This is a genomic window from Nonomuraea rubra, assembly GCF_014207985.1.
GTDB lineage: Bacteria > Actinomycetota > Actinomycetes > Streptosporangiales > Streptosporangiaceae > Nonomuraea > Nonomuraea rubra.
The window spans coordinates 2,448,318-2,460,265 of record NZ_JACHMI010000001.1 but is presented as its reverse complement, the minus strand read 5'-3'; the positions used below and the strand labels follow the sequence as shown (position 1 = coordinate 2,460,265).

The 11,948-nt window shown below is 71.8% G+C and carries 11 protein-coding genes; 6 read left to right on the top strand and 5 right to left on the bottom strand.

Features of this window, described 5'->3' with window-relative positions; all coding sequences use genetic code 11:
• The first annotated feature begins 29 nt into the window (after positions 1-29).
• Complete coding sequence (locus HD593_RS11165) at positions 30-1,676, top strand: serine/threonine-protein kinase (protein WP_312903429.1); 1,647 nt, start codon at positions 30-32, stop codon at positions 1,674-1,676.
• 126 nt (positions 1,677-1,802) lie between these two features.
• Here HD593_RS11165 and HD593_RS11160 read toward each other — a convergent pair whose 3' ends face one another.
• Positions 1,803-2,339 carry a TetR/AcrR family transcriptional regulator gene (locus tag HD593_RS11160; RefSeq protein WP_312903428.1) on the bottom strand — a complete coding sequence of 179 codons (537 nt, stop codon included), beginning with the start codon at positions 2,337-2,339 and terminating at the stop codon, positions 1,803-1,805.
• 121 nt (positions 2,340-2,460) lie between these two features.
• Here HD593_RS11160 and HD593_RS61265 point away from each other — a divergent pair, with 121 nt between their 5' ends.
• The 4 genes from HD593_RS61265 to HD593_RS11140 all read left to right on the top strand — a co-directional run bounded on the left by HD593_RS61265 (position 2,461) and on the right by HD593_RS11140 (position 7,192).
• Positions 2,461-4,296 (top strand): ABC-F family ATP-binding cassette domain-containing protein, encoded by a 1,836-nt coding sequence (locus tag HD593_RS61265; protein ID WP_185111780.1) that lies wholly within the window; start codon positions 2,461-2,463, stop codon positions 4,294-4,296.
• A 62-nt stretch (positions 4,297-4,358) separates the two neighbouring features.
• On the top strand, positions 4,359-5,231 hold the full coding sequence (locus HD593_RS11150) for a Vgb family protein (protein WP_185102095.1): 873 nt from the start codon (positions 4,359-4,361) through the stop codon (positions 5,229-5,231).
• A 203-nt stretch (positions 5,232-5,434) separates the two neighbouring features.
• Complete coding sequence (locus HD593_RS11145; protein WP_185102094.1) at positions 5,435-6,382, top strand: quinone oxidoreductase family protein; 948 nt, start codon at positions 5,435-5,437, stop codon at positions 6,380-6,382.
• A 189-nt stretch (positions 6,383-6,571) separates the two neighbouring features.
• Positions 6,572-7,192, top strand: coding sequence for a LysE family translocator (locus HD593_RS11140; protein ID WP_185102093.1), 621 nt, complete (start codon positions 6,572-6,574; stop codon positions 7,190-7,192).
• An 86-nt stretch (positions 7,193-7,278) separates the two neighbouring features.
• Here HD593_RS11140 and HD593_RS11135 read toward each other — a convergent pair whose 3' ends face one another.
• Genes HD593_RS11135 through HD593_RS11125 form a run of 3 tightly spaced genes read right to left on the bottom strand, consistent with a single transcriptional unit; the run spans position 7,279 to position 10,044 of the window.
• A complete protein-coding gene (locus tag HD593_RS11135) occupies positions 7,279-8,364 on the bottom strand; it encodes a PucR family transcriptional regulator (RefSeq protein ID WP_185102092.1) in 1,086 nt (361 codons plus the stop codon).
• Entirely contained in the window at positions 8,364-9,155 is a 792-nt protein-coding gene (locus HD593_RS11130) for an ABC transporter permease subunit (RefSeq protein WP_185102091.1), read from the bottom strand. Before HD593_RS11130 ends, HD593_RS11135 begins: the two co-directional genes overlap by 1 nt.
• Positions 9,133-10,044 carry an ABC transporter ATP-binding protein gene (locus HD593_RS11125; protein ID WP_185102090.1) on the bottom strand — a complete coding sequence of 304 codons (912 nt, stop codon included), beginning with the start codon at positions 10,042-10,044 and terminating at the stop codon, positions 9,133-9,135. Before HD593_RS11125 ends, HD593_RS11130 begins: the two co-directional genes overlap by 23 nt.
• A 149-nt stretch (positions 10,045-10,193) precedes the next feature.
• Between HD593_RS11125 and HD593_RS11120 the strand changes: the two genes are divergently transcribed.
• On the top strand, positions 10,194-10,466 hold the full coding sequence (locus HD593_RS11120) for an antitoxin (RefSeq protein ID WP_185102089.1): 273 nt from the start codon (positions 10,194-10,196) through the stop codon (positions 10,464-10,466).
• Positions 10,467-10,520: 54 nt separating this feature from the next.
• Here the strand turns inward: HD593_RS11120 and HD593_RS11115 are convergent, their stop codons facing one another.
• The gene (locus HD593_RS11115) at positions 10,521-11,840 is read right to left on the bottom strand and encodes an MFS transporter (protein ID WP_185102088.1); all 1,320 of its coding nucleotides are present in this window, start codon (positions 11,838-11,840) and stop codon (positions 10,521-10,523) included.
• Positions 11,841-11,948: the final 108 nt, after the last annotated feature.

Sequence of the window (11,948 nt, the reverse complement as noted above, 5' to 3'; positions counted from 1 at the left end):
GGAGCGCTGTGTCGGTAAGCTAGCGCGCCGTGAGCGGTGAAACCTCCCACATCGGGCGCTACAGGCTGCTTGGCGTGCTCGGGCGGGGCGGGATGGGCACGGTGCATCTCGCCGAGGATGCCGCTGGGCAACGGGTCGCCGTCAAGGTGATCAACCCGGAGCTCAGCCAGCACGAGCAGTTCCGCATGCGCTTCCGCAGGGAGGCGGACGCGGCTCAGCGGGTGCGCAGGTTCTGCACGGCCGCCGTGATCGAGGCCGCGCTCGACGGCGGCCAGCTCTACGTGGTCACCGAGTACGTGCCGGGCCCCAACCTCGACGAGGCCGTCAGCCAGTCGGGCCCCCTGCGCGGCTCCAGCCTCGACGCGCTGGCCGTCAGCGTGGCCACCGCGCTCACCGCCATCCACGCCGCCGGGGTCGTGCACCGCGACCTCAAGCCGTCGAACGTGCTGCTGTCGCCCGTCGGCCCCCGCGTGATCGACTTCGGCATCGCGCGGGCGCTCGACACGCTCGGCGGCGTCACCGGCACCGGCGAGATCGTCGGCACGCCCCGCTACATGGCCCCCGAGGTGCTGCGGGGCGACCCCGTCTCCCCCGCCTGCGACGTGTTCTCGTGGGGCTGCCTGGTGGCGTTCGCGGCCAGCGGGCGGGCGCCGTTCGGCGGCGACACCCTGCCCGCCATCGTCTACCAGGTGCTCAACAACGAGCCGAACCTCGACGCCGTCGAGCCCGGCCTGCGCGAGCTGGTCGCGGCGGCGCTGCGCAAGGACCCCGCCACGCGGCCCACCGCACAGCAACTGCTCGACCACCTCGTCGGGCGGGCGGCGGCGCCGGAGCAGGCCGCGCACACCGCACAGGTGGCCTGGCAGACGACTCCCTTCACCTCCGCCTCGCCGGTCGCGGCCGCCGCGGTCGCCGGGAAGCGGACGCACCGGGGGCGGCTGTACGGGGCGCTGGCGGCCGGGGCCGCGGTCCTGGTGGCCGGGGGCGTGGCCGCGTGGGCCCTGCTCGTGCCCGGCGGGCCGCCCGACGACATGGGCGTGCTCTACCGCGAGGACTTCACGCAGACCTCCGGCGGCTGGACCGGCATGTACGACCCGGAGGACACCACCAGCCAGGGGTACCGCGCGGACGGCACGTACGGGCTGGACGCGGAGTGGGACGACGGCCGTGACGAACGCTGGGCCAAGGCCCCCGTCCCCTTCCTGGTCAGCACGCCCACGGGCACGCCCGAGCCGTCGGCCACCCCCACGCCGATGTTGCCCTCGTCCGTCGTCATCGGGGTCACCGCCGACGTCACGAAGTCCGTCGGGTCCGGCGAGTACGGCATCTACTGCCACAACTCCGACCGGGACGACACCTACTACGAGTTCGGGCTGGACACGAAGGGCAGTGCCAGGATCCGGCGCATCGTGGACGGGGCGGGCGGGACGCTGGCCCAGCCCGTACAGGTGAGCGACCTGGGCGGCAAGGCGCGGCTGGTGGCGGCTTGCGAGCAGGCGGGGTCGACCGTGCGGTTGCGGATGTGGGTGAACGACGAGCTGGTGCAGGACGTGGAGGATCCGAACGGGATCGGGAACGGGACGCTCGGGCTGTTCGCGCGTACCCCGCAGGATGGGCAGTCGTTGCTGAAGACGACGTTCGACGACTTCGAGCTGCGAGGTCACAAGGAGCCCTGACACCCGTTCACCGCCGGGCGTGAGGTGCGCGGACGGCGACGCCCAGAGGCTGCAGGCGGCGGCAGCGCTCGGTGGACGCCGGCACGGACAGTGACGTTCACAGGACGCCGGCACGGACAGTGACGTTCACAGGACGCCGGCGCGGGCGGCGGCCAGGGCCGCGTCGGCGGCGCGGTCGGCGTCGCGCTCGGTCACCGGCTCGTGCGCGACGAACAGCCGGTAGTAGACGGGCGCGACCGCCACCCTGATCACCTCGCTGGGATCCACCACGTCGGGCAGCTCACCGCGCGCCACAGCCCGCCGCACCACCTCGGCCGACTGCTCGTGCCTGGCCGCGAAGAACTCGTGCAGCGCCCGCGCGGCAGCGGCATCCTGTACGGCCGCCGCCACGAACGCCGTCGACACCGGCCCCAGCTCCGGATCGTCGAACCCGGTGCGTACGAGCTGCACGACCCCCCGCAGGTCCCCCTCGACCGAGCCGGTGTCGGGGATCGGCCACGGCTCGTCCCTGGCCAGCTCCAGCGCGTCGGAGATCAGCCCCTCGACCCCGCCCCAGCGCCGGTAGACGGTCGTCTTGTGCACGCCTGACCGCTCGGCGACGTTCTCCACCGTCAGTCCCTGGTAACCCCGCTCGGCCAGCTCGGCGAGCGTCGCCTGCCGCACGGCGTCACGAACCCGCGCGCTCCGCCCCCCAGGACGCTTACTCGTTTCCAAAAACTACTCCAGTTGCATTAACTTCTCCCACGTGGCACACTAACGCTACCTCAGTTGCGATTGGAGTTCCATCCTGATCAGTCTCCGCAAGGTCTTCAAGTCCTACGGCGAGCGCGCCGTCCTCACCGGCGTCTCCCTGTCCGTGGGGCCGGGCGAGCGCGTCGGCATCGTCGGCGAGAACGGCTCGGGCAAGTCCACCCTGATGCGCCTGCTGGCCGGCGTCGAGCGGCCCGACGACGGCGAGGTGCGGGTGTCCGGCGACTTCGGCTACCTCGGCCAGACGCTCGGGTTGCCCCTCACCCACACCGTTCAGCAGGCGGTCGATGCCGCGCTGGCCGGCCTGCGGGCCATGGAGCGCAGGATGCGACAGCTGGAGTCCGCGCTGACCGAGGAGGTCATGGACGAGTACGGCGAGCTGCTCACGGCGTACGAGCTGCGCGGCGGCTACGAGGCGGACGCCCGCGTGGACCGGGCGTTCCACGGCCTCGGGCTGGCCCACGTGGGCCGCGAGCGGCGGCTGTCCAGCCTGTCGGGCGGCGAGCAGGCGCGGCTCGGCCTGGCCTGCGTGCTGGCCGCCGCGCCGCGCACGCTGCTGCTCGACGAGCCGACCAACCACCTCGACGAGCCGGCGCTGACCTGGCTGGAGGGCCGGCTGCGCGAGCACAGGGGCGCGGTCGCCGTCGTCTCGCACGACCGCGTCTTCCTCGACCGGGTCGCCACGGCGATCGTCGAGGTCGAGCACGGCTCCGCCACCCGCTTCGGAGGCGGCTACACCGGCTTCCTCGCGGCCAAGGCGGCGGCCAGGGCGCGCTGGGAGCAGGCCTACGCGGCGTGGTGCGAGGAGGTGCGGCAGGTCCGCGAGTACGCGTCCACCACCGCGCACCGGGTGGCGGCCGGTCGGGTGATGCGCGACAACAACAAGATGGCCTACGACCGCAACGCGGGGCGGGTGCAGAGCTCGGTGGCGGGCCGCGTCCGCAACGCCCACGAGCGGCTCCGCCGCCTGGAGGCCGACCCGGTGCCCCGCCCACCGGCCCCACTTCGCTTCCGCGGCACCTTCGCCACAGGCTCAGCCCCTGAAGAGCCACCGGATGCGGCCGTTCTGGCGGGCGAGCGCGGCTTCGCCGGGGACGTGGCGGAGCAGCCCGCCCAGGGCACGGCCACCCACGCTCCCGCCGAACGCACGATCTCGCGTGAGGCACCGGGGGCAGCCGACTCGCGCACGGCCTGGCGTGAGGCCGCGGGCGAAGCTGCCCAGCGCACGGCCTTGTGTGACGCTGCAGGGGAAACTGCCCAGCGCACGTCCTCGCATGAGGCTGCGGGGGACGTCGCCGTGCGCACGACCCGTGACGCTGGCGGGGGCTCGGCGGCTCGCGTGCTCGTGGAGCTGCGCGACCTGCGGATCGGCGACCGGCTGCGGATCGACTCCCTGACGATCAGGCAGGGCGAGCGGCTCCTGGTCCGGGGCGCCAACGGGGCAGGCAAGTCCACGCTGCTCCAGGCCCTGGCCGACCGGGCCGACTGCAGGGTGGGCCACCTGCCGCAGGAAGTAACGTTCGATCCCGAACAGAGCGTGCTGGAGGCATATGACGAGGGTTACGCCGACGAGCGCCGCGCCGCGCTCCTGAACACCGGCCTCTTCAGAGCACACACCCTCGACCAGAAGATGGGCGCGCTGTCGGTCGGGCAGCGGCGCAGGCTGGCGCTGGCCCGGCTGCTGGCACGCGAGCACGACCTGCTGCTGCTCGACGAGCCGACCAACCACCTGTCACCGGTCCTGGCCGAGGAACTGGAACGGGCCCTCGACGCGTACCGGGGCGCACTCGTCCTGGTCTCGCACGACCGTGCGCTCATCCGCCGCTTCCGCGGATCCGAGCTGGAGCTGACCGGAGGGCGCGTACGTTGACCGAGACCCCGACCACCACCGACCGGCATTCATCCAGACCGACCATCATCGGGGGGACATCCATGTTGACCATGATCGAAGCGGGCGCGCCGTACGGCATCGCGACCGCGCCCGACGGAGCCCTCTGGTTCACACTCGTCCACCAGGGCTGCGTCGGCAGGCTGGTGCCCGGCGAGGAGCCCGTCATCCACCGGCTCGACCCGGCCGACGGGCTGCCGACGGTGATCGCGCCTGGGCCCGACGGGGCGATGTGGTTCACCGAGTACAAGGGCGGGCGCGTCGGCCGCATCACCGCCGACGGCCGGCTCACGGTCCACGAGACGACCACGCCGTACGGGATCACCGCCGGGCCGGACGGAGCGATGTGGTTCACCCAGCTCGAGGCCACCAAGATCGGCCGGATCGGGGCGGACGGGGCGTTGACCGAGTTCGAGGTGCCGGTGGAGGGCGGAATGCCGTCGTTCATCGCGGCGGGGCCCGACGACGCCCTCTGGTTCACCCTCAACCAGGGCAACGCGATCGGGCGCAGCTCGCTCACGGGCGAGATCACCGTGTTTCCGCTGCCCACCGAGGGGGCGGCACCAGTGGGGATCACGCTCGGGCCCGACGGCGCCCTCTGGTTCGTCGAGATCGGCGCGGGCCAGATCGGGCGCATCGACACCACCGGCAAGATCACCGAGCATCCGCTCCCGGACCGGGCGGCGCGACCCCACGCGATCGTCACCGGAGCCGACGGCGCGCTCTGGTTCACGGAGTGGGCGGCCGACCGCGTCGGACGCATCACCGTGAACGGCCTCATCGAGGAACATCCCCTGCCCAGCGTGCCGGGCAAGGGTGAAGACCAGGGGAAGAGCGAGCCGCACGGGTTGACGGTCGGACCGGACGGCGCGATCTGGGTCGCCCTGGAGGCCGGCGCACTGGCCCGCCTGGGCTGACGACCACCTGGCTGCGCGCACCACCAGCGGTCACCCTAGCCAGGCGGTCGCCGCAGCAGAGCGGCCGCCGTAGCCAGGTGGACGCACGACCAAGTGGTACCTGCCCAAGTCAGGGCCGTGGCCAAGCGGGCGTTCTGGTGGGGGTTGGAGGTGGGGCGGGGCCCGGGTGGCGTTGGTCCTGAGGGGAGGAGTTGACTAGGACCATGCATGCCATCATCGTCTCCGCCCCAGGCGGCCCAGAGGCTCTTGAATACGTCGAGCGGCCCGACCCAGTCCCCGGTGACGGGGAGGTCGTGGTCGACGTCGCCGCCAGCGGTGTGAACTTCATCGACATCTACCACCGCTCAGGCGCCTACCCCCTCCCCCTGCCCACCCCCATCGGCTCCGAAGGTGCGGGCACGGTGGCGGCCGTCGGGGCGGGTGTGCGGGACGTGGCCGTGGGCGACACCGTCGCGTGGGCCAACGTGCTCGGCAGTTATGCCGACAAGGCCGTGGTGCCGGCGCATCGGGTGGTGCCGGTGCCGGACGGAGTGTCGGCCGAGGTGGCGGCTGCGACGATGTTGCAGGGGATGACGGCCCACTACCTGACCCATTCCACGCATGAGGTCAAGGAGGGCGACCAGGTTCTGGTGCATGCCGGGGCGGGCGGCATGGGGCAGTTGCTGATCCAGCTGGCCAAGCTCAGGGGCGCCAAGGTGTACACCACGGTCTCCACCAGCGAGAAGGAGAAGCTGGCCAGGGAGGCGGGGGCGGACGAGGTGCTGCGGTACGACGACTTCGCCGAGGCGCTGCGCGGAAAGATCGACGTGGTGTACGACGGTGTCGGCAAGTCCACGTTCGACGGCGGGCTGGAGGCGCTGCGTCCGCGCGGCCTCATGGCCCTGTACGGTGCCGCCAGCGGGCCCGTCCCGCCGTTCGACCCCCAGACGCTCAACAAGCAGGGCTCGCTCTTCCTCACCAGGCCCACGCTGGTCCACTACATCGCCGATCGGCAGGAGCTGCTGCAGCGTGCCTCCGACCTGTTCGGGTGGATCACCGAGGGGCGGCTCGCGATCAACATCTCGCACCGGTATCCGCTGACCGAGGCTCGGCAGGCACACGAGGATCTGGCCGCCCGCCGCACGACCGGGAAGCTGCTCCTGATTCCCTGAGCACCGCCGAAGGACAGAGGCACCGAAGTGCCGGAGGGCCCGTGCGGCTGTACGGGCGTTGCGGGCATCAGGGGCGGAAGGCCCGTGCGGGCATGAGGACCGGACGAGCCGTGCGGGTGGCGGGACTGAGGGCCGCAAGGCCCGTACGGGCATGGGAACCGGACGGGCCGTGCGGATAGCCTCACATGCGTGGACATCGCAGCATCTATCTGGTCATTCGCCGCCGTGGTCGCCTTCCTCACCATCACCCCCGGCCTCGACACGGCCCTGATCCTGCGAACGTCCCTGCTGGCCGGGCGGCGCCCCGCCTGGGGTGTGACGATCGGCATCCAGCTCGGCACGCTCTGCTGGGGCGTGCTCACCGCCGCCGGGCTGTCGGCGTTGCTGGCCGCCTCTCAAGTGGCCTACGACGTGCTGCGCTGGGCCGGAGCGGCGTATCTCGTGTGGATGGGGCTGCGCATGCTGCTGACCAGACATGAGCAACTGCCTGAGACCCAGCCGCAGGAGGAGATGCGGTTCGGCAAGGGGTTGCGGCGGGGGCTGCTGACGAACCTGCTGAATCCCAAGGTGGGCGCGTTCTACGTGGCCATGTTGCCGCAGTTCATCCCGGCGGGGGCACCGCACGCGCTGATGGGGCTGGCGCTGGCCGGGGTGCACGTGGTGGAGGGGCTGGTGTGGAGTGCGCTGCTGATCGGGTTCGCGTCGTGGATGGGTGGGGTCCTGCGTTCGGCCGCCGTCCGGCGGTTCCTCGATCGGCTGACCGGGGTGGTGATCGTGGGGTTCGGGGTTCGGCTCGCCGTGAGCGACTGAGCCGAACGCGACCATGCTGACCCCCGTCCGAGCGGCTGAGCGCCGCCCTGTCACGGAACGTCAGTCGCAGGCGGGCCAAGCCAACGTCATTCGCCGGCGGGCCAGCCCAGGAGGCGGGCGCCGAGGACGGCTGTTTCCAGGGTGAAGCGCTGGGTCGGGTCGTCGGGTGAGAAGCCGGTCAGGCGGCGGATGCGTTCCAGCCGGTACGTCACCGCCCGCGGGCTCACCCCCAGCCGCCGGGCCGCGGCCGTCTGGTTGCCGTGGGAGGCGAAGATCGCCTCCAGGGTCTCCAGCAGCGGCTCGTGCCCGCCCCGCGCCTCCAGCAACGGGCTGAGCACGCTGTTCACCAGGTCCTCGATGGCGCTTCTGTCGCGGAGCAGTACGGGGAAGACCAGCAGGTCGGCGGCCTTGACCACGTCGATCTTGAGGCGGAGTCCGTCGGCCAGTTCCAGGGCCTGCGCCGCTTCCCGGTAGGAGGCCACCACTCCCCCGGGTCCCCGGTGCGCCCGGCCGACGCCGACGCGCCAGCCGGGCGGGAAGCGGGCGCGTACGTGGTGGGTGAACTCACCCACGGCGGCGGGCAGGGTGGCCGGGGCCACGCACACCAGCAGCCCGTCGCGCATGGCGACGAGCACGTTGTGGGAGCCGAACCGGGCGATCAGGTCACGCTCGATGCGGTCCTGGTCACGCTCGATACGGTCCAGGCCAGGCTCGATGCGGTCCCGAGCAGGCTCGATGCGGTCCGGCTGGGCAGGGTGGCCGGTGCGCAGGCCGCGGGCCACCGTCACCACGTACGACTCGGCCAGCCGCAGCCCGAAGTGCTCCGCCCGCTCCGCCAGCCGCTCGGCCCGCCCCTGCAGCAGATCGTCCACGAACTCCCTGCGCGCGCTCTCCTCACTCCGGATGGCCGCGAGCTGCGCCCCCTCGTACCCCTCCATCAGCGCGGAAACCACCCGGCGCAGCACGGGCAGCACCCCGGGCACCTCCTCACCGCCGGCGAGCGCGGCATCCACCAGGGCCCGCAGTGACAACCCCAGCTCGGCGGCCCGGGCACCGGCGGCACGGTACGCGTCCAGCGCCTCCCGGTCAGGTAACCGGCCGGTCGCCGCGTGGGAGGCCAGCCGCTGCCCGTGCCCCTTGAGCAGGTCGGCGGGCAGCTCGGAGATCGCCATCAGACTCCTACGTCGCGCCTGTCGAAGGCGAGCACCGCGGTGAGCGCGAGCACGGCCGTCGCCCCCGCGAGGACAAGGTAGTCCCCGACCGGCAGCCCGTCATAGAGCGGCCTGCCCTCGGCGTAGTAGTGGAACGGCGAGACCCACTTCAGCCAGGCGATGGCGTCCACGGACCGGCCCACGGTGACCACGGTGTATCCGGCCGCCGCCCACACGCCCACGACGGCGGAGGCGACGAGCCTGCGCCCGGTGGCGGCGCCGACGGCCAGGGCGACGGTGCCGGAGAACAGCCCGAGCAGGAGCACCCCGGTGTGCCCGGCGAGGATCCGGTCGAACGCCACCCCGGTCCCCATGAGCGCGCTCATGGACACGGCCACGACGAACGTCACGACGGCCACCAGGAGCAGGCTCAGGGCCAGCGCGGCCCACTTGTCGAGCACGAGCCGCCGCCGGTCCACCGGCAGCGTGACGACCAGCTCCAGCGTGCCGGTCTCCTCGGGCCCGGCCAGCGCCCGGTTGGCCAGCAGCGTCGCGCAGGCGATGAACAGCATGGGCACGAAGAGCTGGTAGACGACCGTCTGGAGGTATCCGGCACCGGACACCATGTCGGTCATACCGCCCATGAGGTCGCGCAGCGGGCCGGGGAACTTGGCGACGGCGGCGGGGCCGTAGACCTCCGGGTTCTCCTGGATGCTGCCGTAGACGGTCAGGTAGAGGGCGATGAAGGCGCTGATGCCGAGGCTCCACCAGGTCAGCATCCGCCGGTAGTCACGCAGGCTTCGGGTGATCATCGTGCTCCTCCTCGCCGCTGTAGTAGGTCAGGAAGATCTCCTCCAGGTCAGGCTCGGCGCTGACCAGATGGACGACCGTGAACTTCGCCGCCGCCTTGATCAGCGCGTCGGGGCGCCCGTCGATCGTGCAGCGCACGCCGGCCCCTTCGACGCGCAGGTCGCGTACGCCGGCCAGGTTCTCGAAGGCGGCGGGTGGGACGGGCGACTCGAAGTGCAGCTCGACCCTGCGCACCGCCTTCTCGCGCAGCGCGGCGACGTTCTCGACGGCGACGAGCCGTCCCGCGCGGACGATGCCGACCCGGTCGGAGACGCTCTCCACCTCGGCCAGCACGTGCGAGGACATCAGCACGGTACGGCCGGACGTGCGCACCTCCCGCACCAGCGCCAGGAACTCCTGCTGCACCAGCGGGTCCAGCCCCATGGTCGGCTCGTCGAGTATCACGAACTCCGGCTCGTGCATGAACGCCTGGATGAGCCCGATCTTCTGCTTGTTGCCCTTGGAGAGCTTGCGCATCGGCACGGTCAGGTCGGCGTCGAACCGCTCGGCCAGCGCCTCGATCCTGGAGGCCGGCACCCCGCCGCGTACCCGGCCGAGGAAGCGCAGGTAGTCGATGGCCCGGTCGCGGCTCTCCAGCACCAGCTCGCCCGGCAGGTAGCCGATCCTGGCGCGGGTGGCGGGCTCGCGCGGGGCGCCTCCGAGCACGCGTACGGTGCCGCGGGTGGGCCTGATCACGTCGAGCAGGAGCCGCAGGGTGGTGGTCTTGCCCGCGCCGTTGGGCCCCAGGTAGCCGAAGATCTCGCCCGGCTGGATCTCAAGGGTGAGGTCCTCCAGCCCCCGGCGCCTGCCGTAGTACTTGGTCAGCCCTTCGGCCTGCACTACTGCTGTCATGCCCCGTATCGTCCCGCCTGCCGTGGCCTGGCGTCATTGAGCGAGTACGGCAGCTTGCGCCCCGGTTCCCTTCCGGAGCCCGGCAAACATCATTCGAGGTTGCGGGGGTAGGGGCAAGGACCGGAGTCTGAAGGAACGGGGAATGGGTCATGAGCCGCATCGGAGAGTGGCTGAAGAAGGCGGAGAACCTTGCCAGAGGGCACTCCAAGCAGGCCGACCAGGTGCTCGACCGCGCCGAGCGGTATGTGAAGGAGCGCACCGGCCACAAGTACGACGACCAGATCAGCAAGGGCGCCGACGCCGTGCAGCGCCGTTACGGCGGTGGCGGGCCCGGTGAGCAACGGCCGCCGTACCCGCCCCAGCAGCCGGGCCAGCCGTACTCCCAGGAGGAGCGCGAACGGCGTACGCCGCCGCAGGGCTGAGAAGACGGCGAGGGGGCGTGGCCGCGCCACGCCCCCTCGAAGCACGCCCGCGGATCAGCGGCCCGCGTCCTCCATCACCTTGCGCGCGTCCCGCTCGAACGAGGCCCTGGCTCCCAGCGTGAGCAGGCCGCCGACGGCCATGGGGATGACCAGCACGTACATGCCGGTCAGCAGGGAGCCGGACTGGTCGGACACGATGCCGACGACCAGCGAGCCGAACGCGCTGCCGGCCGTGAGCAGCAGTTGCAGCACGGCGAACCCGAGGCCGCGCGAGGCGGCGGACACGACGTCGGCCAGGCAGGCCGTCATGTTCGGGATCGCGATCGACATCAGCGAGCAGGCGACGAGCACCAGGACCGTCAGCCCGCCGAGCGAGTCCATGGACAGCGCCGCGGCCAGCACCAGCGACCCGGCCACGATGCCGCTGCCGCCGGCCAGCAGCCTGCCGCCCTTGCGGGTGCCGTGCCACTTCCTGCCCAGCCACGAGCCGACCAGGGTGCCGATCAGCGTGCCGGCGATGGTGATCAGGCCGCTGATCGAGGCCGCCGTGCCGACACTCGCGCCGAAGCCGCGCACCATGAGGGTGGGCAGCCAGAAGAAGATGCCGGCCAGGCCGAGGCTGAGCAGCGCCAGGCCGACGCAGACGAAGAGCAGGGTCGGGATGGCCAGCACCTGGCGGAGCTGTGGCCAGAACGGCGGCTTGACCTGCGGTTGCGGCGTCTCCTCCGACGCCGCCTGTCCGGTCGCGACGAGCCGGTCCAGCTCGCCGCGGCGCGGCTCGCGCAGGAACCAGACGAGCAGCGCCGTGAGCACGCCGGGCACGACCATGATGAGGAACGCCGTGCGCCAGGAGAACGCCTCGGCCAGCACGCCGCCGAGCAGGGTGCCGACGCCGCCCAGGTACGTGGTCACCCGCGTCAGCCCGTACGCCTTGGCCCGGCTGACCGGCGGGTAGTAGTCGGCCAGGAGGCTGCCCGCGGCCGGGTTGTCGATGTTCTCGGCGGCGGCCAGGAACACGCGCATGAGGTAGAACATCGCGAAGCCGGTCGCCAGGCCGGAGCCGAGCGTGGCAATGGCCCAGCAGAAGACGACGATGGCGATGATCCGGGTACGGCTGAAACGGTCCGCCAGGTATCCGGCGGGCAGCGACACCACGACCGCGGCCAGGGCGGCCGCCGTGGGGATGGAGCCGGCGGCGGTGTCGCTGAAGCCCCATTCCTTCTGAATGAGCGGGAGCACGCCTGACAGGAGGTTGTGCTCGATCCGGTCCACTAGTCCGACGATGAAGAGCACCACGAGGGGTGCCCAGCCGAATGGCGCGCGGGACTGCGCGTCGATGGTGCCTGTACGCGGCGAACCGAACGTGCCGACCATGCCCACCCTTTCCGTAGGGAAATCTAGAATTGCGTTCTAGGGCAATGTTCTAGCCAGAGTGGCAGAAGTCACAGCGTTCGTAAATGGGGGATTACTGGGAATTTGCCG

Coding starts and splice junctions, on each gene's coding strand:
- HD593_RS11150 (WP_185102095.1), top strand. CDS start 4,359: ATGTTGACCATGATCGAAGCGGGCGCGCCGTACGGCATCGCGACCGCG.
- HD593_RS11145 (WP_185102094.1), top strand. CDS start 5,435: ATGCATGCCATCATCGTCTCCGCCCCAGGCGGCCCAGAGGCTCTTGAA.
- HD593_RS11135 (WP_185102092.1), bottom strand. CDS start 8,364: ATGGCGATCTCCGAGCTGCCCGCCGACCTGCTCAAGGGGCACGGGCAG.
- HD593_RS11130 (WP_185102091.1), bottom strand. CDS start 9,155: ATGATCACCCGAAGCCTGCGTGACTACCGGCGGATGCTGACCTGGTGG.
- HD593_RS11125 (WP_185102090.1), bottom strand. CDS start 10,044: ATGACAGCAGTAGTGCAGGCCGAAGGGCTGACCAAGTACTACGGCAGG.
- HD593_RS11120 (WP_185102089.1), top strand. CDS start 10,194: ATGAGCCGCATCGGAGAGTGGCTGAAGAAGGCGGAGAACCTTGCCAGA.
- HD593_RS11115 (WP_185102088.1), bottom strand. CDS start 11,840: ATGGTCGGCACGTTCGGTTCGCCGCGTACAGGCACCATCGACGCGCAG.